The sequence below is a fragment of the Mesorhizobium kowhaii genome (genome assembly GCF_003253745.1).
Taxonomy (GTDB): Bacteria; Pseudomonadota; Alphaproteobacteria; order Rhizobiales; family Rhizobiaceae; genus Mesorhizobium; species Mesorhizobium kowhaii.
This window is the reverse complement of record NZ_MZXV01000010.1, coordinates 24,756-43,710: the sequence shown is the minus strand read 5'-3', so window position 1 is coordinate 43,710 and position 18,955 is coordinate 24,756. Positions and strand designations below refer to the sequence as shown.

At 62.4% G+C, this 18,955-nt stretch carries 20 protein-coding genes and 1 tRNA gene; 9 read left to right on the top strand and 12 right to left on the bottom strand.

What is annotated here, in order from left to right:
* Positions 1-56: 56 nt before the first annotated feature.
* A complete protein-coding gene (locus tag B5V02_RS01325; RefSeq protein ID WP_111542464.1) occupies positions 57-374 on the bottom strand; it encodes an SH3 domain-containing protein in 318 nt (105 codons plus the stop codon).
* Positions 375-504: 130 nt separating this feature from the next.
* Entirely contained in the window at positions 505-1,608 is a 1,104-nt protein-coding gene (locus tag B5V02_RS01320) for an NADH:flavin oxidoreductase/NADH oxidase (protein WP_111542463.1), read from the bottom strand.
* Between the two features lie 153 nt (positions 1,609-1,761).
* Between B5V02_RS01320 and B5V02_RS01315 the strand changes: the two genes are divergently transcribed.
* Positions 1,762-2,340, top strand: a complete 579-nt coding sequence (locus B5V02_RS01315) for an NUDIX domain-containing protein (RefSeq protein WP_111542579.1) — start codon at positions 1,762-1,764, stop codon at positions 2,338-2,340.
* 2,503 nt (positions 2,341-4,843) lie between these two features.
* Here the strand turns inward: B5V02_RS01315 and B5V02_RS01300 are convergent.
* From B5V02_RS01300 to B5V02_RS01280, 5 genes are all read right to left on the bottom strand, one after another.
* Positions 4,844-4,929, bottom strand: a tRNA-Leu gene (locus B5V02_RS01300).
* 83 nt (positions 4,930-5,012) lie between these two features.
* Entirely contained in the window at positions 5,013-5,309 is a 297-nt protein-coding gene (locus B5V02_RS42190) for a tyrosine-type recombinase/integrase (protein WP_281004888.1), read from the bottom strand.
* A 26-nt stretch (positions 5,310-5,335) separates the two neighbouring features.
* Entirely contained in the window at positions 5,336-5,653 is a 318-nt protein-coding gene (locus tag B5V02_RS01290; protein WP_111542460.1) for a hypothetical protein, read from the bottom strand.
* 86 nt (positions 5,654-5,739) lie between these two features.
* Positions 5,740-5,949 (bottom strand): hypothetical protein, encoded by a 210-nt coding sequence (locus B5V02_RS01285; protein ID WP_245445580.1) that lies wholly within the window; start codon positions 5,947-5,949, stop codon positions 5,740-5,742.
* A gap of 451 nt (positions 5,950-6,400) precedes the next feature.
* Positions 6,401-7,066, bottom strand: a complete 666-nt coding sequence (locus B5V02_RS01280) for an outer membrane protein (RefSeq protein ID WP_111542459.1) — start codon at positions 7,064-7,066, stop codon at positions 6,401-6,403.
* A gap of 151 nt (positions 7,067-7,217) precedes the next feature.
* Between B5V02_RS01280 and B5V02_RS01275 the strand changes: the two genes are divergently transcribed.
* Together B5V02_RS01275 and ade are read left to right on the top strand one after the other, a co-directional pair.
* Positions 7,218-7,628 carry a SecDF P1 head subdomain-containing protein gene (locus B5V02_RS01275; protein ID WP_245445579.1) on the top strand — a complete coding sequence of 137 codons (411 nt, stop codon included), beginning with the start codon at positions 7,218-7,220 and terminating at the stop codon, positions 7,626-7,628.
* A 115-nt stretch (positions 7,629-7,743) separates the two neighbouring features.
* On the top strand, positions 7,744-9,561 hold the full coding sequence (gene ade, locus B5V02_RS01270) for an adenine deaminase (RefSeq protein WP_111542575.1): 1,818 nt from the start codon (positions 7,744-7,746) through the stop codon (positions 9,559-9,561).
* Positions 9,562-9,585: 24 nt separating this feature from the next.
* On the opposite strand, the gene B5V02_RS01265 is transcribed toward ade, so the two are convergent.
* The 3 genes from B5V02_RS01265 to B5V02_RS01255 form a co-directional block, all read right to left on the bottom strand.
* Complete coding sequence (locus B5V02_RS01265) at positions 9,586-10,749, bottom strand: alpha/beta hydrolase (RefSeq protein ID WP_111542458.1); 1,164 nt, start codon at positions 10,747-10,749, stop codon at positions 9,586-9,588.
* A 143-nt stretch (positions 10,750-10,892) separates the two neighbouring features.
* Positions 10,893-11,966, bottom strand: coding sequence for an alpha/beta hydrolase (locus B5V02_RS01260; protein ID WP_111542457.1), 1,074 nt, complete (start codon positions 11,964-11,966; stop codon positions 10,893-10,895).
* Positions 11,967-12,064: 98 nt separating this feature from the next.
* A complete protein-coding gene (locus B5V02_RS01255; RefSeq protein WP_111542456.1) occupies positions 12,065-13,468 on the bottom strand; it encodes an aminopeptidase P family N-terminal domain-containing protein in 1,404 nt (467 codons plus the stop codon).
* A 203-nt stretch (positions 13,469-13,671) separates the two neighbouring features.
* Here B5V02_RS01255 and ilvA point away from each other — a divergent pair, with 203 nt between their 5' ends.
* Positions 13,672-14,928 (top strand): threonine ammonia-lyase IlvA, encoded by a 1,257-nt coding sequence (gene ilvA, locus B5V02_RS01250; protein WP_111542455.1) that lies wholly within the window; start codon positions 13,672-13,674, stop codon positions 14,926-14,928.
* Complete coding sequence (locus B5V02_RS01245; RefSeq protein WP_111542454.1) at positions 14,925-15,485, top strand: DUF1697 domain-containing protein; 561 nt, start codon at positions 14,925-14,927, stop codon at positions 15,483-15,485. The genes ilvA and B5V02_RS01245 overlap by 4 nt, the downstream gene beginning before the upstream one ends.
* Positions 15,486-15,490: 5 nt before the next feature.
* On the opposite strand, the gene B5V02_RS01240 is transcribed toward B5V02_RS01245, so the two are convergent.
* The gene (locus B5V02_RS01240; protein ID WP_111542574.1) at positions 15,491-15,784 is read right to left on the bottom strand and encodes a DUF2218 domain-containing protein; all 294 of its coding nucleotides are present in this window, start codon (positions 15,782-15,784) and stop codon (positions 15,491-15,493) included.
* A gap of 141 nt (positions 15,785-15,925) precedes the next feature.
* The gene (locus tag B5V02_RS01235) at positions 15,926-16,366 is read right to left on the bottom strand and encodes a VOC family protein (RefSeq protein ID WP_095090732.1); all 441 of its coding nucleotides are present in this window, start codon (positions 16,364-16,366) and stop codon (positions 15,926-15,928) included.
* Positions 16,367-16,583: 217 nt separating this feature from the next.
* On the opposite strand from B5V02_RS01235, the gene B5V02_RS01230 reads away from it, so the two are divergent.
* From B5V02_RS01230 to B5V02_RS01215, 4 genes are all read left to right on the top strand, one after another.
* Complete coding sequence (locus B5V02_RS01230) at positions 16,584-17,180, top strand: cold-shock protein (RefSeq protein WP_111542453.1); 597 nt, start codon at positions 16,584-16,586, stop codon at positions 17,178-17,180.
* Between the two features lie 24 nt (positions 17,181-17,204).
* Entirely contained in the window at positions 17,205-17,768 is a 564-nt protein-coding gene (locus B5V02_RS01225) for a DUF192 domain-containing protein (RefSeq protein ID WP_111542452.1), read from the top strand.
* A gap of 20 nt (positions 17,769-17,788) precedes the next feature.
* Positions 17,789-18,556, top strand: a complete 768-nt coding sequence (locus B5V02_RS01220; protein WP_111542451.1) for an alpha/beta fold hydrolase — start codon at positions 17,789-17,791, stop codon at positions 18,554-18,556.
* Positions 18,557-18,697: 141 nt separating this feature from the next.
* The gene (locus B5V02_RS01215; RefSeq protein ID WP_111542450.1) at positions 18,698-18,955 is read left to right on the top strand and encodes a hypothetical protein; all 258 of its coding nucleotides are present in this window, start codon (positions 18,698-18,700) and stop codon (positions 18,953-18,955) included.

The window sequence follows — 18,955 nt, the reverse complement described above, 5'->3', positions numbered from 1 at the left end:
TATGCATGTCGTTATCCCAAAACCGGATCCACTTTTGGGTGACATGCACGGGCGTCTCAGTAGCCGCAATCGTTGCGCAGCCAGCGTGCATTTGCCCAGCCGGTCCTGCCGCCGATCTCGACCTGATACCAGTTGCCGCGGCGGTCGAAGATCTCGGTGTGATCGCCATTGAACAGCTGGCCGATCATCCGCGACGACGAGTTCGGCCGCGTCCGCACGGCGAGAAAGCCGCTGCCGGTCGCCAGATTGTAGCGGCCGGACAGGCCGTGCACCGTGCCTTCGCAATATTGCGCACCGGCCGGCGTCAACGTGCCAATCCAAAGGCCGGCCACGGCTGTCAGCGCTGCAACCGGCAAGAATGCCCTGAACGACATGATTTCCTCCCAAGCCCGGCCGCGCCCGCCGCAGCCTCACCCAACGTAACAGTTTGCGAGCAGAATTGAAGCCAAGCAGTGGCAAACTGTCCAGACTGCGGACCGCGCCGGGATCAGGAGAACGGGCCGATCAGCCCGCCGCCTTCATCCAGTGCTGCATCGTGGTCACCGAACGGGCAAGCTGTGGTGCCGGGTGGATTGTCTCGCTGAACGTGGCGGCGGCACGCCATCCCCAGCGCGGATCGGCCAGGAAGGCGCGTGCCAGCGCCACCATGTCGGCGCGGCCCTCGGCGACGATTGCCTCGGCCTGCTTCGGGTCGTCGATCAGGCCAACCGCACGGGTCGGAATGCCGGCGCCCTTGCGCACGGCTTCCGCCAGGTGCACTTGGTAGCCGGGTCCGGTGGGCAATTTCTGCAGGGGCGAATTGCCGCCGCTCGAGCAGCAGAGATAGGCGACGCCGACGTCCTTGAGTGCTTTCGCCACTTCGATCGCGTCTTCCACGTCGAAGCCGCCATCGACCCAGTCCTTCACCGACAACCGCGCGCCGAGCATTAGCTTTGGCGTTGCTTTCCGCACTGCCTTGGCGATCTCGACGGCAAGACGCATGCGGTTTTCCAGCGACCCGCCCCAGCGATCCGTGCGCTGGTTGGACAGTGGCGACAGGAACTGGAAGATCAGATAGCCGTGCGCTGCGTGCAGTTCGAGGAAATCGAAGCCGGCGCGTTCGGCACGCCTTGCCGCCTCGGCGAAGCGTTCGATGAGCTGCAGGATTTCTTCGTCTTCCAGCGCTCGCGGAACGTTCCAGCCGGTGTCGTAGGCGATGGCCGAGGCCGACACGGTCTGCCAGGGATCCTCGTTTGGCTGCAGCGGCCCGCCGCCCTCCCAAGGCTTGCGGTTGGAGGCCTTGCGGCCGGCATGGGCAAGCTGCGAGCCGAACTTCGTGCCGGGAGCGGCGACGCGTCTGGCCGCATCCAGCGTGCGGCGGGCGGACGCCTCATTGTCTTCGGAATAAAGGCCGAGGCAGCCATGCGTGATACGCCCACGCCGTTCGACATCGGTCATCTCGACCGTGACCATGCCGGCGCCGGACATCGCAAGGTTCATCCAGTGGTAGAGGTGCCAGTCGCTGGCCGAGCCGTCTTCGGCGGAATACTGGCACATCGGCGCGACGGCGATGCGATTGGGGAAGGTGAGGCCGTCGAGAGTGATCGGCTGAAAAAGCGATGAGGTCATGGGAAAGGGCTCCGAGAGGGGTAAGCCGCTATCTAGGTAGTGGATCGAAGGCGCGCCACACACGAGAAGGTGACACGCCTTTTTGGACCGATTGCCTGCATTGCGCAAATGCCGGTTCGCGGCTACGCCTCGACCGGTAGCATGGAGATCATGATGGAAGATCGCATTCGCATCCGTTCGGAGGAAATCCTCTCCGACGACTGGGCTGTCCTGAAGAAGACCGTCCTCGACTACCGCCGGCGTGACGGACAGTGGGAGACACAGATTCGCCAGACCTATGATCGCGGCGACGGTGCGGTGATCCTGCCTTACGATCCCTTGCGCTCGACCGTGCTTCTGGTGCGCCAGTTCCGCTATCCCGCCTACGTCACCGGCCACCGCGAGCCGCTGATCGAGGCCTGTGCCGGCCTGTTGGACGAAAACGATCCGGAAACCTGCATCCGCAAGGAAGCCGAGGAAGAACTCGGCTACCGGCTGCAGAACGTGGAACGGCTGTTTTCACCCTATATGAGCCCGGGCAGCGTCACCGAACGGCTCTGGTTCTTCATCGCCCGCTATTCGCCCGCCGACCGCATCTCGGCCGGCGGCGGCGCGCCCGACGAGGGCGAGGACATCGAAGTGCTGGAAATGCCGCTCGACGAGGCGCTGGCCGGCATTGCCGATGGCCGCATCATCGACGCCAAGACCATCATCCTGATCCAGCACCTGAAGCTGAATCCGATCCCTACTTGATCGATACCGGCTTTCTGGCGCCCTGCTTTCTGGCGACTTGCATCCTGCCGCCTGGTTTGGCTCTCGGATCAATGCCGAATAGGGATGGTTGGCCGTGGGATATTCGGCCTGCGCTCACGCGGCGCGCGCAGGCCGGCCCGGGGCCGCGCATATAGTGAAGTTCTGGCCGGTAGCGCGGGATGAATTCGCGAAAGGCTGATGCCAACCGAGTGATCAAAGCCCACTGCTCCATGGCCCAATCTCTGCAAGACGCCGCTACACGAGGCTGTTCATTTCCGAATTTTGTCTGTGCTATCCACATGATGGCAAAGTCCTCGACGTTGAAGCCGACGCCGATACGGTCTCGCGTGATGGACCGCTTGAACAAAAGACCGAATCGGATTGGGTCGCAGTCAGAAATTCCCATGAGGTCTCGGACGACAAGAGGGCTACCGCCAAGGCCGTGACCAGGAACACTGCGGGAAGGCCGAACAGAAGCTTGCGCGACATCATTGCCCCAACCTCACACGCCAGTGTCGATGTGGAACAGCGTCTTTGCGCCCGGCATGCCTGAAGCTATGGATGCAAGAGCCGTGCCAAGCTTGCCCCGCTCACGTTTCCCGTCGGGCCAATCGACTCCGCCTAAGCCGACGCACGCGGATGTCCCGTAATGGGTCATTTGCGCTGGCACCAGAATTGCAGTGTCAGCAATGCCGGGTGTTGGGGCCGGCATCGGGGCGGGTGGGGGCCTCGCCGCTTCGCAAATGGAGCGGCGAGGCTTTTCATTCAGCCATCAACCTTCAGGCGGCTCGACAGCCGATCGGGGTGACGAGAGGCCGCCGAGCCTAACCGGCTTGGGGCTTTTTGTTGGGGCAAGCCGGCTGAAGCCAACCCTAATATTAGCAACCCTGCAACAGAACCCTGTTCGGACGTTTTCCCCCGCTATTGGCCGCTGTGCTGCAAATCCACAAAGCTGGATGTCCAAGCGCTGATCGACAGGCTCGGGCCCGAGCACGGCTCAATGCACTGGAATTTGGTCGGGCGCTTTGGCTGCTCGGATTGCAAGGCCGCGGGCCGTGATCGCCGGCCGGTGTTCTTCACCCTGACTACGAGGGCCGCCAGCAGGAGTGGAATCGCGACTGGACGCCGACTTTCGATAGTGCCAAGCGGTAGCGCTAAGCAGTCATTGAACCGTAATTTTCGGAAGAAACATTGGAGCCTGTAGATCATGGCCCAATCTCGTTGCCTGACCAGGGCTAAGGAGGATCGGGAACGGTTCACCTGTCGTCGGGAACATGCGCAAGACGACTTGGCCCATCTCTTCGCTCATGGTTACATCCCATTTTGCGAGAGTTATTGTCCTTTTTGCGAGAGCTATTGCCCTTTTTTCGGCCGCCATTTGATTCCCCTTCGTCCGTCCCCAGGGCAATAGTCGCGCAACCCGAAGGCGAGTGCAAGCGGGCTCCTCGCGCGGGAGTGTTTGACGATGTCAGCGCGAGAGGGGGCGGGGTCTGCATTTTGTCGTTTCGATGATGCCGGCTTTGCCGTGCGAAACGGCCCGGCACTGGGCGGCCCAGCGGCCTGGTTGCTAGGTGTGGCAGCTAGGCCGCTGGGCCTGACCGGCGGGGCGGGTTGGGGGCGGCGCCGGCTGGCGAATATATATGCTGCTGCTAATATAAGCGGAACACACCCATATGAACGAAGGAAGTGCCAAAAGGTGGAGCACCAACCGGCCACGACCTACATCGTGAGCGTTTTCGAGAAGCCGCATTGGCGGATCGTGCTGACCACCTAAGACAAGGCCAAAGCGCTGGCGGCGGCAAAGGAGATCGGCGACAAGGTGAGGGTCGAGGAGATCACGCCGAAGGTGAAGCGCTGACGGGAGCGGATTTTTTGCCGGGGCGGCCCAGCGACTTGCTAGGGGACTAGCAGCGGTGGCCGCTGGGCCTGACCAGTATGGCTCGAGGAGGCGCAGTGCTGGCTGACCCGAAACATGCGCTCACTCTAATGCAAGAGCCAGAGCGCATCCGCATGAAGGGCTACCTCCGAAAGGTTGAAGCGGGCCGCTGCCGTTGGAGTGCGGAGACGAACGCGGAATGCAAGATGGCTCTATGAGGTACACCCGGATGAGGTACAGCCGTGCCCCACGGTGGCTAGCCTTTTAACGGGCCACGGAACAAGAGAGCGGTGATCCGGTTTCAGGGGGATGGGAGGAAGTGGATATGCCAAGCAAAGTCAAAGATCCGCCACCGAAGCCTGACACGAAGAAGACACTCCGTCGTCCCGACAAGGAAGCATCGCCAGAGCCTGAACATGTCGATCCGCCGCCGCGAGACGTGCGGGAGGCACCGGCACCAAATCCAAACGGCGATAAGAATTCCTAATCGCAGAGGCGCGACCAAGGGCCGATTGCCTGACGGTGGCGGGCTTTTTCATTGAATGGCTACCGGGGGGCTACCCAAGCGCGGTTTGATCAGGGTATCCGCGAAGTTCCTAAAAGCCAGATTGTTGTTTGATTTCAACATGGTGCGGACGACGGGAATCGAACCCGTACGATCAGAGATCGAGGGATTTTAAGTCCCTTGCGTCTACCAATTCCGCCACGTCCGCAGTCCGCGATTACAAGCACTTAAGCGAACATAGGTCCAGCCATTCGAGCCCTGTTGGCACCGGATTGGCACCGAAAGGCCGGATTATTGTTCTGCGCCCGTTCTCATGGCAGCTTCAATCGCCGCTGCAGCACCTTCGTCCCACCGTGTAAACAGATGGGTGTAGACTGACAGCGTGACTACAGGTGACGCATGCCCTAGGCGACGGCTGATTGCAACCACGTCGATCCCGCTGGCGATCAGTGCAGATGCATGGGTGTGTCTGAGGTCGTGGAACCGAACCTTGGGAAACTCGACGGTAGGACGAGGGGCGGATGACCATCGTCGCCGGCCAGGAACCTCAAAGAGTTGGGGTAGCCGAGATGACCCGGCTCTCGCGATCGAGCAGCCGGGCCATAGGGCTAAGATCAGTAGTTGTTGTTGTCCTGCTGGACGATGACGTGATGATGCCGATGCATCGGACGGTCGATCGAACCGCTGATGATGACTGCATCCGAGCGGTGGTGGTGCCGGCGCCAGGCGCGCTCGCCATTGTCGTAAAACGCCTGCTCGCCATGGTGGCGGTGATGGAGACGCTGTCCGTCCCGATAGATGACCGCACCGTCGTTGTTGTTCCAATGATGGCGGTGATGTCGGTGGGTCTGAATGACGATGGCTTCATCTGCGGAAGCAACCGCAGGCAGGGCCAAGCAAAGCGCCAACGCGCCCAAGATCATGACTTTCATTTTGAATTCTCCAAAAAGATGTGTTGCCCTTCGTGGGGTAACATGGCGCGACCGCTTTGGTTCCGGTGCCACGGCGTGGCGGTCGTTTAGGGATCGGTCTTCACCCAGCGGGCGGCCTCGACCAAACGCCGTTGCGCGGTTCTTATCCTGCTTTGCATCGCGATGTTTTCGGCCAGCATTTCTTTTGTGCGTTGAATCGCGAGCTCGGTGCGGTTGATGCGCTGCCGTGCATTGGCGACTTCCGAGGTCAAAATATCGGCCGCCATCCCGTGACCGTGGGGTTCCATGGTGTCCATGAGGTTCTAACCCGTGGCGGGCGATATCGTTCCGAGCGATATGAATGGCTCAGTCTGCCGCCAGAGAAGCCCGGAAAACAAGGCTAGTCAGGACTGCGCGGGACGTGTCGGGATGGCGTAGCCCGCATTTTAAGTCCCTTGCGTCCACCATTCCGCCACGTCCGCAGGCCAGCCCTTTTCAAACGCCAGACACAGGCCGTCAAGTCGTGTTCTTGGCCACGTCTGAATACGAAAAACAGACCAGGCGGTTTGATGATACTGGTGCGATCACGGAATTATGCGCGCCGCAGATACTGGTAGGATACTCCTTGGCGGATCAAACCCGCCCAGGCCGGCGCCTCTCAGGCCCAACCCATTACCCCGCCCAACTGGGGGCGTCGGCCGCCCCTTCCACCAAGAGAGTTCCTTAAGCGACGGCCTTGGCCGGGTAGCGCCAGGCCGCTGGCGAGGCTCAGAACTTGTAGCTCAAATTGATGCCGACCGTGTTCAGCTTCACATCCTGGTCGCGGTCGGTGAAATCGCCGGACGCATCATAGTGCTCCGAGCCGAAATCGTAGTAGCGATACTGCGCGCCGACGACGAACTTGTCGGTCAGCGCGTAATCGACGCCGGCGCCGACGGTCCAGCCGACACTCGTGCGTGAGCTGTCGAACGCCGTGCCTGTCGCTTGCGACGTTTCGATGCCGGCAAAGGCGATGCCGCCAATGCCGTAGACCAGCAGCCGGTCCATTGCGTATCCGGCCTTGGCGTTGATCGACCCGAACCACTTGATGTCGGTGCCGAACGTATTTCCCGGCTCCGCTTCGGTCGTGCCGTCGACAGACGAATAATTGAGGTCGGCCTCGGCGCCGAGCACCGCCTGGTCGAACTGCCACAGGCCGGCGATATGGCCACCGACAAAACCGCCGTCGATGTCGGGTGAGACGGAAAATGGCTCGCCCTCTGTCCCCGTAATATCGGACTGGCCCCAGCCATAGCCGGCCTGCAGGCCGGCGTAGTAGCCGGTCCAGTCGAAGCCGGGCGCGGTCATCGGCAGGTCGACCGTTGGGTCGGCTGCGAAAGCCGGCACGCACGTGAGGGCAAGAAAGCCGGCACTGGCAAGCGTCAAGCGACGCATCGAGCGCTCCGAAATGGCGGTTCAGAAAGGTCCTTGCTGGGAAGGTAACCCGATTTGCGACAAAAACGGAATCCTATTTCTGGCCGATGTCGCTCGCCATGCCCAGTGCCGGCACCCCGGAGACAAGCAGCATTGCCGCGGCAGCGTCGCCGTGCAAGATCGGCGGTTTGCGGAGAAAAATCCTGATGCGCGTCCTGTTTCGCCCGATCGCCGCAGCACCATCGTGCTGGTCGCCTGCGGCCTCGCCATGGCCGAGCCATTGACGCTGGCCATTGCCAAGGCCGTGGTCGTACACGATCCGGCGCCAGGACAAGTGGCGCTCAACCTCAAGATGACGCCGGACAGTGGGCGAGCATTCGCCGCTTTCACCAAGGCGAATGTCGGAAAGACGATCGACCTCAGCGTCGGCGGCAGCGTCGTGATGTCGCCGCGGTTGGTCGAACCCATCCTCGGCGGCGAGGTCATGATCAGCGGCAAATTCGGCAAGGGTGAACTGAGGCGCCTCGCCGAACGGATTTCGGCCGGAAAGGCGAAAGTCACGGTCGACGTGAGCGCGCAGTAGCCTTCGTGAAGGCTGAATAGCCTTCGTGAAGGCGCAGCAGGTCCCAGGCTACCCGCTGTTTGACGCTGGTCAAAACCACACCGGCTTGGCACAGTCGGGCAAACAGGAGTCTTTCATGGCCAAGAAGCCGTCGGCGCATGCGACGAAACCCAAACCCTGGACCGAGATGGCGACGCAGCTGGTCGACGTCGCGATGGGGCGCAAGCCCGCCGATCTCGTCATCCGCAACGGGCGCTGGGTGAACGTCCATTCGGGTGAGATCATTGCCGGCACCGACATCGCCATTGCCGGCGGGCGCTTCGCCTATTGCGGGCCGAACGCCAGCCATGCCATCGGCCAGGGCACCAAGGTGGTCGACGCCGGCGGGCGCTATCTGGTGCCCGGCCTCTGCGACGCGCACATGCATGTCGAGAGCGGCATGGTGACGGTGACCGAGTTCTGCCGTGCCGTCATTCCGCACGGCACCACCTCGATGTTCATCGATCCGCACGAGATCGCCAATGTGCTGGGCCTGCCGGGCGTGCGGCTGATGCATGACGAAGCCGTGGCGATGCCCATCAACGTGCATGTGCAGATGCCGTCCTGCGTGCCTTCAGCACCGGGGCTGGAACATGCCGGCGCCGAGCTGACGGTCGCCGATGTCGCGGAAGCAATGACCTGGGAGAACATCATCGGGCTGGGCGAAGTGATGAATTTCCCTGGTGTCGCCGCCAACGACCCGGTCATGTCTGGCGAGATCGCCGCGACGGTCAAGGCAGGCAAGACGGTTGGCGGGCACTATGCCTCGCGCGATCTCGGCCTGCCGTTCCATGGCTATGTCGCCGGTGGGCCGGAAGACGACCACGAGGGCACGCGCGCCGAGGATGCCATTGCGCGTGTGCGCCAGGGCATGAAGGCGATGCTGCGGCTAGGCTCGGCCTGGTATGACGTCGCCTCGCAGATCAAGGCGGTGACCGAGAGCGGCATCGATCCGCGCAACTTCATCCTGTGCACCGACGACAGCCATTCCGGCACGCTTGTCCATGAAGGCCATATGGACCGGGTGGTGCGCCACGCCATTCAACAGGGGTTGAAGCCGGTGACGGCAATCCAGATGGCGACGCTCAACACCGCCCAGCATTTCAAACTGGAGCGCGAGATCGGCTCGATTGCGCCGGGGCGGCTGGCCGACCTGCTGATCGTCTCGGATCTCTCCGCGATGACCATCGATGAGGTCTACGCGCGTGGCGTCAGGCTGGCCAAGGGCAGCAAGCTCGAAATCGACATTCCGGCCTATGATTACCCGAAGACGGCGAAGAACACCGTCAAGCTCGGCAAGAGACTCAAGGCCGCTGACTTCAACATCGCGGCCCCCAAGGGCGCCAACGAGGTGCGTGTGCGGGTGATCGGCGTCATCGAGAACCAGGCGCCGACGCGGGCGCTGGAAGCGGATCTGCCGGTCGAGGACGGGCTGGTCGCCATGGATCGCCGCAACGATGTCTGCCAGATCGCGCTGGTCGAGCGCCACAAGGGCACCGGCGGTGTCACCAACGCCTTCGTCTCCGGCTTCGGCTACATGGGCGACTGCGCCATGGCCTCCAGCGTGGCGCACGATTCCCACCACATCATCGTCGTCGGCACCAACAAGCAGGACATGGCGCTGGCCGTGAATCGACTGGGCGAGGTCGGCGGCGGCGTCGTGCTGTTCTCGAAGGGCAAGGAGCTGGCGCTGGTCGAAATGCCGATCGCCGGGCTGATGTCGGACGAGCGGGCGGAAATAGTCGCCGCCAAGGCCGAGAAGCTCACCGAAGCGATGCGCAAGATGGGCTGTTCGCTAAACAACGCCTATATGCAGCACTCGCTTCTGGCGCTGGTCGTGATTCCCGAACTCAGGATTTCCGACGTCGGGCTGATCGACGTGACGACCTTCCAGAAGGTCGATCTTTTCGTCTGAGATCAGCCGCCGGCGCTCGGCTGTTTACCCGCCGGTGGCGACGGTCAGCACCTTGAATGGTGTGGTGATGACGATCTCGGCGACCGAGCCGACGGCCTTGCCTAGACCCTGGCCGATGTTGTCGAACTGCGCCGCGTCGGGCTCGTCCGATCGTAGGGCGGCCGGTGTGCGCAGCCGGTCGCCGAGCAGTTGCACCAGAATCGGGTTGTCGGCGAATTTGGCATGGTTCAAACGGTCGCCGCCCTTGGTGTTGGTCAGGTCCGCCACGACCACGCCATAGCTGGCAAGGTCGGCGGCATTGCCGTAATCGCCAACGCGCGGCTTGTCGCCAGAGATCAGGGAAGACAGCTTGAGCGCTCGGTCGTCGCCCGAGAGCAGGATAGCGAACGGCTTGTCCGGCTTGCCGTAGCGGATCATCTGCTTCTTGAAGACATCGACATCGATGTCGGGCGAAGCCAGGACGACATAGCCGAGCTTGCCGCCGAGATCGCGATCGCCGGTGATGGCGAGCTGGCGCAACGCCTCCATCGTCACCCAGGTTCCCATCGAATGAGCGATGATGTCGATGCTCTTGACCCGTGTCTTGGCCAGCATCCTGAGCGTCGCCTCGAGGTCGTCGCGTGCCGCGTTGGCGCTTTCCTTGTCGTAGATATAGCCCGTCGTCTTGCCACTCGACGCCCACGAGAACAGCACCGGCGTTCCGGTATATTTCGTGTCATGGGCAATCTGCGTCAGCCGGTAGATGCCGTCGTCGAAGCCATTGTTGAAGCCGTGCACGAAAACCAGCGCACGGTCGCCGCGCATGGCGATGTCGGCGCCGACCGCCTTGGCGAATTGCGGCGCGCCGTCGTAGAAGGTGACGTCCTTGGCGGTGAATTCCTTGGCCGGATTGCTGTTTGCGGATCCCTTGGCCCGCTCGATGGCACCGACCTGATGGCTTTTGGGAACGGTCACGTCGACACGGGCAAAGCTGGTGGTCAGCGAGCGGTCGCCATCATAGACCTGCCGCGGGTCCTTTGTTGCCCTCTGGCGTGTCGTGGCGACGAAGATCTCATGCGTCGCCGCGATGTCGGAAGCCGGAGCGGCGACCGTCGTCTTGTTGAGCAGATCATGGGTGTTCTGGCCGGCGCAGCCGGTGACAGCGAGCGCGAACGCAACGACGAGGTAACTCTTCGAACGCACGGTCACACGCCGGCTCCCGCAAAGGGGGACGTCAAACGCATGACGTCGCCGGATATTCCGATAAAGCCGAAGGCCGCCGCGGTCCAGTTCAAAGTAAGCCGATACTTCCGCAATGGTGAAAAGGCACGGCGAGAACCGCGGGACCGCATCTATTGCCCGAGCAGGCCGATGCGATCGGTCACGTCGCGATCGCTGGCAAAACCGTCGTCGTCGCGCAGCCGCTGGCCGATCATCTTCACCAATTCGGGATTGTCGGCGAATTTGGTGTGGTTGAAGCTATCGCTTCCCTTGACCTTGGAGAGGTCGACGACCGTCACGCCGTAGGAGGCAAGATCGGCGGCGTCCTTGTAGTCGCCGACGCGTGGCCGCGAGCCGGCGATCAGGCCGGAGAGCCTGAGCGCCCGATCGTCGTCTGAGAGCAGCAGGATGAACGGCTTGTCAGGCTTGCCGTAGCGCCGCATCTGGCTCTTGAACACATCGACATCGATGTCGGGCGAGGCGAGCACCACATCGCCGAGCTTGCCGCCGAGATCGCGGTCGCCGCTGATGGCCATCTGGCGCAGCGTTTCCATCGTCACCCAGGTTCCCATCGAATGGGCGACGATGTCGATGCGCCGCGCGCCGGACTGTTCCAGCATCCTCAAGGTCACTTCGAGCTGGTCGCGGGCCGCGCTGGCGCTTTCCTTGTCATAGACATAGTCGGTGGTCTTGGCGCCCGACGCCCAGGAAAACAGCACCGGTGTGCCCGGATAGCCGGAATCATGGACGATCTGGGTCAAGCGGTAGACGGCATCATCGAAGCCGGTGTTGTAGCCATGGACGAAGACCATGACGCGGCCGCCGCGCGCCGCGATGTCGGCATTGAGCGCGCTGGAGAACTTCGGCTGTGTGTCGTAGCCGACGACTTCGGACGCCATGAAATACTTCGCCGGGTCATCGGATTTGCCGCGCGAACGGCGCTCGATCTGGCCGGTCTGGTGAGAACCTGGCACCGTGACAGTGACGCGGGCGTAATTCAGCGTTGCCGAGCGCTCGCCGTCGAAAACCTTGTTGGGATCGTCGGATTTCTTGCGCGTCGTAGCGATGAAGATGCTGTGGTTGCCGGCGATCTCCGTCACCGGCGTCGCGACGATGGCGCTGCCAAGCAGTTCCTGTGTTTGCGTGCCGGCGCAGCCGGCGACGAGCAAGGCAAGGACAACGGCAAAGATCTTCTTCAAAGGCACTCAGAAATTCCAACTCCGGCCAAAAGGCCTGCCTACCCCCGCGACATCCCGGACAGCCAGAGTGCGGCAGAACTAAGTCGTGTCCAGCCGAAATGTGGTCAGCGCCCGGTTACGGCCATCGCACTGTTGCGCGAAAGCCAAAACGGCGGCAGAAACGCCGGAATGTTGGAGAAGGGCAGCACCTCCGGTTTGAGGCGGATTCCGAGTACATCCGCCATGAAGCCGCGCCGCGCCTCGATGCGGCTCCAGGCCTCGGGATGGCGCGCCGCGATCTCCTCGCGCAGAGGTTCGTCGGCAAGCGCGATGCCGTCCTCGATGTTGGTGGTGAAATAGGCGCTGCCGGTCGCCGGGATGACGTCGACCTGCAGCGCCATGCCCGATCTCAGTCTGATGTCGGAGCCGGGAAACACCGGCGAATGCATCCATTCGTCGATATGGACGAGATGGCCGGGATTGAGGGAAACACCAAAGAACGGATCACCTATGCGGTCATGCACAGCCTTCCACAGCGTGCCTCCCGTGGTGCCGATGCCGATCGCTTCGTACCAGTCGACGACGGCGGCAAAATAGGGCGCGACCAGTCTTTCGACATAGTCGCGGATAGCATGCGGAAGTTCGGATGCCTCCTCGGCGACGAAGCCGGCGCGTGCATTGAGCGCACCCTGGATGCCGTAGGCCATGGTGATCGGGTCGCCACGCTGGATGATGTCGAGGCGCGGGCTGGGCAGGCCATAGGCGGCGCGCTTGCCCGCCGACAGCATCGGGTGGCAGCCATGCGGCAGCCCGTTCATGCCCATCAGCCGAGCCGCCTGCAGTTCGGTCATGCCGGGCTCGATGCCTTGCAGGACATTACGCAGCCCCTGCGAGGTGAAGGTCGCGGCGAACTCGAAGGCAGCCAATTGGTCGGCCTCGTTGATGGCGCGCAGCCCGTCGGTGGGGTTCATCAGCAGATTGGCCGCGTTCACAACCGCGCCCTTGTCGCCAACAAGCGCGCGCAGCGTATCGGCGATGAAGGAGGGCAGGTCGAGCGCCGTCTCGCCAAAGCCGGCATCACCCGCGCCGAACGGCTTCCAGCCAATGGCGCCGATGCGCTGGCCGGGCTTCAGGCCGCAATCGGCGAGGATGTCGGGAAGCGCGTCCGAGCGATCGCGCGGCTGCGCCGGCAGCGAAAAGGTCTGGTAGAGGACGCGCTCATACGGCCCGCCGCAGAGTTCGGCATAGCCCCAGCCTTCATTGCCGACGAGGAGTCTTGGCTGCCGGCCGGGAACGACGACAAGCAGCGTTTCCTCGAAACGCGGATCATAGCCTGAGAGATAGGCGACATTGGCCGCGTGTTCGCGGTCGCCATAGATGGCGAAAGCATCTAGGCCGGCCTTGACGCCCAATGCCGTCAGCGCCGCGATGCGGGCTTCGTGGGTGGCGCGCGCAATGAGCGGCATCACCGTCGGTTCGCCTAATTCCGGCAAGGACATGGATTTCAGGCCGACCGATGCGACAGGCATGAACAAACGCCTCCAAGTGCTTGCAAGGATTCTGCGAATGCCCGTTTTGGAGGGGCATGAATGGCCGGACAATGGCGTCACGGGCCTGGATATGCAATAGGCGGGATCGGCCGCACGACGACAGGGCGTGCAACAAACAGCCGTTGCGCGGCCCGATCGATGATAGAGGTCCGCGACAACAGGCGGTGCGAGGTGGTTTTCCGATGAACAGTTTCTCTTCCCGCGTCGCCACCGCTGCCGCCGCGATCCGCCAGATCTTTCCGGAAACGCCGCTGCAGGAGAACGACTACCTGTCGAAAAAGACCGGGGCACGGGTGCTGTTGAAGCGCGAGGACCTGTCGCCGGTGCGGTCCTACAAGATCCGCGGCGCCTTCAATTTCTTCCGCAAGACGCTCGCGGCCGGCAACGAGGCGGAACTCTTCGTCTGCGCTTCCGCCGGCAACCATGCGCAGGGCTTCGCTTTCGTCTGCCGCCACTTCGGCAAGAAGGGCGTCGTGTTCATGCCGGTAACGACGCCGCAGCAGAAGATCGACAAGACCAAGCTGTTCGGCGGCGATTTCGTCGAGATCAGGCTGGTCGGCGATTTCTTCGACGATTGCTACCGCGCCGCCTTCGAATTCACCGAAAGTTCCGGCGCCCACATGGTGCCGCCCTTCGACCATAAGGACATCATCGAGGGCCAGGCGACGGTCGCCTATGAGATCGCCGACCAGATCCCGGGCGCCCGCATGCCCGACATCATCATGCTGCCGGTCGGGGGCGGCGGGCTCGCCGCCGGCGTCACCCACTATTTCGCCGATCAGGGCCGGGAAGCGCGCTTCGTCTTCTGCGAACCGGCCGGCGCCCCAAGCCTGCGCGAGAGCCTGTCTGCCGGAAAGCGCCTGAAGCTCACCAAGGTCGATAATTTCGTCGATGGCGCCGCGGTGGCCGAGATCGGCCGCGAGCCGTTGCGGCATCTCAAGGATTTTCCGGCCGACACTGTACGGCTGATCCCGGAAAACCGGCTCTGCGCCACCATGATCGAGATGCTCAACGTCGAAGGCGTCGTGCTGGAACCGGCGGGCGCGCTGGCGATCGACGCGCTCAAGGATTTTTCGAAGAAGGAGATCAGGGGCAAGACGATCGTCGCCGTGGTTTCGGGCGGCAATTTCGATTTCGAGCGGCTGCCGGACGTCAAGGAGCGGGCGCTGCGCTTCGAGGGCCTGAAGAAATACTTCATCATCCGCTTTCCGCAGCGGCCGGGCGCGTTGCGCGATTTCCTTGAAATGCTCGGACCCGACGACGACATCGCCCGCTTCGAATATCTGAAGAAATCGGCACGCAATTTCGGCTCGGTGCTGATCGGCATCGAAACCAAGGATCGTCGCAATTTCGACCTGCTCAAGGCGAATTTTGAGGCCGAAGGCGTCCAGTACCAGGATATCACCGACAACGAGACGCTGGCCGGGTTCATCATATGACTGATCGAGGAAAAACCTTCGTCGCGCTGTTTTCGGGCATCAATGTCGGCGGCAACCGCATCGTCAAGATGGCGGAGCTGCGGTCGTTCCTCGAGGGTCTCGGCTTTTCCGATGTCGCCACCTATGTGCAGAGCGGCAATGCCGTGTTCCGGGCGAAGAAGGGTGACGCGGCGACGCTGACGAAACAGATCGAAGCAGCCTTCGAGAAGAAATGGGGATTTCATTCGCGCATCATGGTGCGCGATCTCGGCTGGTTCGAGCGGCTGATAGCGGACAATCCATATCCGGAGATCGCCGAAGAGCCGACCAAGCTCCATGCCTATGTGCTGGAGCGCGAGCCGACCGGCGATGAGGTGGCGCGGCTGGCCGAAAAGTGCACCGGTCCCGAACGGTTCGAGATCAAAGGCGACGTGCTCTATTTGCACGCCCCGGACGGGCTCGGCAAATCGGTTTTTGCCGGGCTGATCCCGCGCACGCTGAAAGTGCCGGGCACCGCGCGCAACTGGCGCTCGGTGCTGGCGCTGCGGGAAATGGCCGGTCAGGCCGACGGAGTTTAGGCCGGTTACGCTGCCGTGGCGGGCTTCCAGTCGAAGGTCAGTTCTTCGCGGAAGGCAAAGCGTTTGATGTGATCGGCAACGACGCTTTCCATACGCTCGAGCGATCCGCCTTCCTCGGTTGACACCGTGATATGCAGCGCGCTCGCATCGGCATCCATGACGGTGCGGCCGAGCGAAAGATCGATCGTGCCATGGTGGGGATCGAACTCGACGGGGAATTTATGCGCCCAGTGCTTGCAAAGCTGCTGCAAATAGCGGCTGGCGTGTTCGGTGGCGACATCGGCATGGCTGGTCGGCATGAGTGAATTCTCCGGGAGGGCAGGCGCCCATTGCTTGATATGGCGTGCCAGACTTGCCAGGCTGGCGCGACAGCCCGGTAGATAGGTGCTGTCGCGCAAAACGCCAAAGGCTGCCGGGCGATTTTCCGCCCCGGTCGAGACCTACCAGCTTCCGGTGTTCGCCATTGAAGCCCACGGTTCGGCCTTGGCCTTGGCCGGACCCTTTTGCAGGAGCTCGATCGAAATGCCGTCCGGCGACCTGATGAAGGCCATGTTGCCGTCGCGTGGCGGCCGGTTGATGGTGACGCCATTGTCCATCAGATGCTGGCAGGTGGCGTAGATGTCGTCGACCTCATAGGCGAGGTGGCCGAAATTGCGCCCGCCCTTGTAGTCTTCCGGATCCCAATTGTAGGTCAGTTCGACCAGCGGCGCCTTTTCGTTGACGCCGCTCTCCTCGTCCTCCGGCGCGGCGAGGAAGATCAGCGTGAAGCGGCCTTGCTCGTTTTCGTAGCGGCGCACCTCCTTGAGACCGAGCTTGGCGCAGTAGAAATCGAGCGAGGCATCGACGTCGGCGACGCGGACCATGGTGTGCAGATAGCGCATGTGATTTCCTCGATAAATTGCGTTGCGGCGCAACATAGGGTCGACCCGGTCAAAGGGCAATCGTTCGGCACTGCGCAATGCCGGCAAAGAACAAATCCGGTATTCCCCCAATGAACCGTGAAAAAAGGCACGTCAGGTCTTGCACTCACCGGAAGCCGCGGTGTTAATCTAGTATCAAGAATCAGTTGCGGTGTTCTTGAAAAAAGGGGGCATTCTTATGGGGGAAAAGGCCTCTTTGACGGGGCGGGACGCAACCCTTGACGACGCCTTGCATCGTGACGAAGGCGGCGATGCTGCCGATCTGCTCGAAATTGCCGGCGCCATCAAGTGGTTCGATGTGGCCAAGGGCTACGGTTTCATCCTCCCGGATGACGGCATTTCAGGCGATATCCTCCTCCATGTGACATGTCTTCGAAAGGACGGCTTCCAGACGGCTTTGGAGGGCGCGCGCGTGGTCTGCCTCGTCAAGCATGGCGATCGCGGATTGCAAGCCTTCCGGGTGCTCTCGATGGACGTCACCACGGCGGTCCATCCGGCCGAAATGCAGGAGCAGCGCACTCATATCGCGGTGACGCCGGAAAGCGGCCTCGAACGCGCTTTGGTAAAATGGTTCAACCGCACCAAAGGGTTTGGTTTTCTCACCCGCGGCGAGGGCACCGAGGACATCTTCGTCCACATGGAGACCTTGCGCCGTTACGGCATCACTGAGCTTCGGCCGGGGCAGGTCGTGCTGGTTCGTTTTGGACGCGGCGACAAAGGCCTTATGGCTGCCGAAATTCACCCCGATATGGGCACCTTGCCGGTTTCGCACTAGGACGATTTCGGTCGAGGACTTTGAATGGCTCACAGGAACTGGCTGACGGCGGGTGTGGTGTGCGCCATTGTCGCCGTGGTCGTGGCCGCAGGTGCTTACTTCTATTCCGACCGACCGACCGCGGCTGACAGCCGGGCGATGATCCTTCCGGTCGATCCGGCGCCGCTGGTTGTGGTGACGAAAGGCGGCGATCGTTCTTTTTCCATCGAAGTCGCCAACACGGCCGCGGAGCGCGAGGCTGGGCTGATGTACCGCCAGGACATGGCGGACGACCATGGCATGTTGTTCGTCTTCGAGATCCAGCAGCAGGTCAGCTTCTGGATGCAGAACACGCCGATGCCGCTGGACCTGATTTTCGTCGGCCAGGATGGCAAGATCCGGGCGATCAAGCATGGCGAGCCGCAATCCGAGGCCATCATTTCGCCTGGTGTGCCAGTGCGTTTCGTGCTCGAGCTCAAAGCTGGCACCGCCGCCAGGAACGGCATCGAATATGGCGACCTGTTGCGCCATCCGGCCGTTGGCACGGCGTCTGGTCCGGGCGTGCCGCCATCCGACAATGGCGATGCGCCCAACGGTGGTGCCGGTTGAGCGTGCGAGCGGGATAACCGATGCAGTTTTTTTCCCATGACGGCTTCGATCTTGCCTTCCTCGACCGCCAGCCCGCATCGGGTGAAGGCGATCCGGTGATGATGATCCATGGCTTTGCCTCGACCCACTATGTCAATTGGGTATCGCCGGGCTGGTTCAAGACGCTGAACGATGCCGGTTACCGCGCCATCGCCTTCGACAATCGCGGCCACGGTTCGTCGTCGAAGAGTTATGACGAGGCCGATTACACGCCGGTCAAGATGGCTTCGGATGCCGCCGCCTTGCTTGGCCATCTCGGCATAGAGCGCGCCCATGTCATGGGCTATTCGATGGGCGCGCGCATCGCGGCGTTCCTGGCGCTGTCCGATCCGGACAAGGTGGCGACGCTGGTTTTCGGCGGTCTCGGCATCGGCATGATCGACGGCGTCGGCGACTGGGATCCGATCGCCGCGGCCCTCCTTGCCGACGATCCAGCGGCGACCAGTCATCCGCGCGGCCGATCGTTTCGCGCCTTCGCCGACCAGACCCGCAGCGACCGCCGGGCGCTGGCCGCCTGTATCGCCAGGTCGCGAGAATTGCTGAGCGAGGACGATATTGCGCGCATCGCCCAGCCGACGCTGATCGCCGTCGGCACGACGGACGACATTGGCGGTTCGCCCGATGAACTCGCGGCATTGATGCCGAACGCCAGGGCCTTTCACATCGAGGGCCGGGACCATATGCTGGCGGTCGGGGACAAGACCTTCAAGCAACGCGTGTTGGAGTTCTATGCCGAAAATCCGCTCTGAGCGGACGGCGACGGGGAGCGGGCAATAGTGGCACAATGGGGGAGAAGCGCGGCCGCCATACCGGGTGCGGTCGCGCAGGGTAACCTCGGCAAACGTTCCGTCATCCTGGCGCTGGCAGCCTTCGCTGCAGGGGCGATTGCGATGACCATCCTGGTGGCGATGCCGAGCGACGCGTCGCAGCTGGCCCAGAACATCGGCACGGTTTTCTTCATGGCGGTATTTTTGCTCGCCGCACCGCTGGCGCATATCACCGGCGCGGTTTTCGGCGTGATGGCGCTCGTGCGTTCGAATGACAATCGTGCGTTTGGCCTTCTGGGGATCGTGCTCAACGGCCTGTCGGTGATGGCAGGGCTGGTTCTCCTAGCAGCAATGGCGTCGACGATTGGCGCTTTTACCTGA

Bases quoted from the DNA above. Each gene is read 5' to 3' on its own strand.
- B5V02_RS01325 (WP_111542464.1), bottom strand. From the start codon at position 374: ATGTCGTTCAGGGCATTCTTGCCGGTTGCAGCGCTGACAGCCGTGGCC.
- B5V02_RS01320 (WP_111542463.1), bottom strand. From the start codon at position 1,608: ATGACCTCATCGCTTTTTCAGCCGATCACTCTCGACGGCCTCACCTTC.
- B5V02_RS01315 (WP_111542579.1), top strand. From the start codon at position 1,762: ATGGAAGATCGCATTCGCATCCGTTCGGAGGAAATCCTCTCCGACGAC.
- B5V02_RS01290 (WP_111542460.1), bottom strand. From the start codon at position 5,653: ATGAAAGTCATGATCTTGGGCGCGTTGGCGCTTTGCTTGGCCCTGCCT.
- B5V02_RS01285 (WP_245445580.1), bottom strand. From the start codon at position 5,949: ATGGACACCATGGAACCCCACGGTCACGGGATGGCGGCCGATATTTTG.
- B5V02_RS01280 (WP_111542459.1), bottom strand. From the start codon at position 7,066: ATGCGTCGCTTGACGCTTGCCAGTGCCGGCTTTCTTGCCCTCACGTGC.
- ade (WP_111542575.1), top strand. From the start codon at position 7,744: ATGGCCAAGAAGCCGTCGGCGCATGCGACGAAACCCAAACCCTGGACC.
- B5V02_RS01255 (WP_111542456.1), bottom strand. From the start codon at position 13,468: ATGCCTGTCGCATCGGTCGGCCTGAAATCCATGTCCTTGCCGGAATTA.
- ilvA (WP_111542455.1), top strand. From the start codon at position 13,672: ATGAACAGTTTCTCTTCCCGCGTCGCCACCGCTGCCGCCGCGATCCGC.
- B5V02_RS01245 (WP_111542454.1), top strand. From the start codon at position 14,925: ATGACTGATCGAGGAAAAACCTTCGTCGCGCTGTTTTCGGGCATCAAT.
- B5V02_RS01240 (WP_111542574.1), bottom strand. From the start codon at position 15,784: ATGCCGACCAGCCATGCCGATGTCGCCACCGAACACGCCAGCCGCTAT.
- B5V02_RS01235 (WP_095090732.1), bottom strand. From the start codon at position 16,366: ATGCGCTATCTGCACACCATGGTCCGCGTCGCCGACGTCGATGCCTCG.
- B5V02_RS01230 (WP_111542453.1), top strand. From the start codon at position 16,584: ATGGGGGAAAAGGCCTCTTTGACGGGGCGGGACGCAACCCTTGACGAC.
- B5V02_RS01225 (WP_111542452.1), top strand. From the start codon at position 17,205: ATGGCTCACAGGAACTGGCTGACGGCGGGTGTGGTGTGCGCCATTGTC.
- B5V02_RS01220 (WP_111542451.1), top strand. From the start codon at position 17,789: ATGCAGTTTTTTTCCCATGACGGCTTCGATCTTGCCTTCCTCGACCGC.
- B5V02_RS01215 (WP_111542450.1), top strand. From the start codon at position 18,698: ATGACCATCCTGGTGGCGATGCCGAGCGACGCGTCGCAGCTGGCCCAG.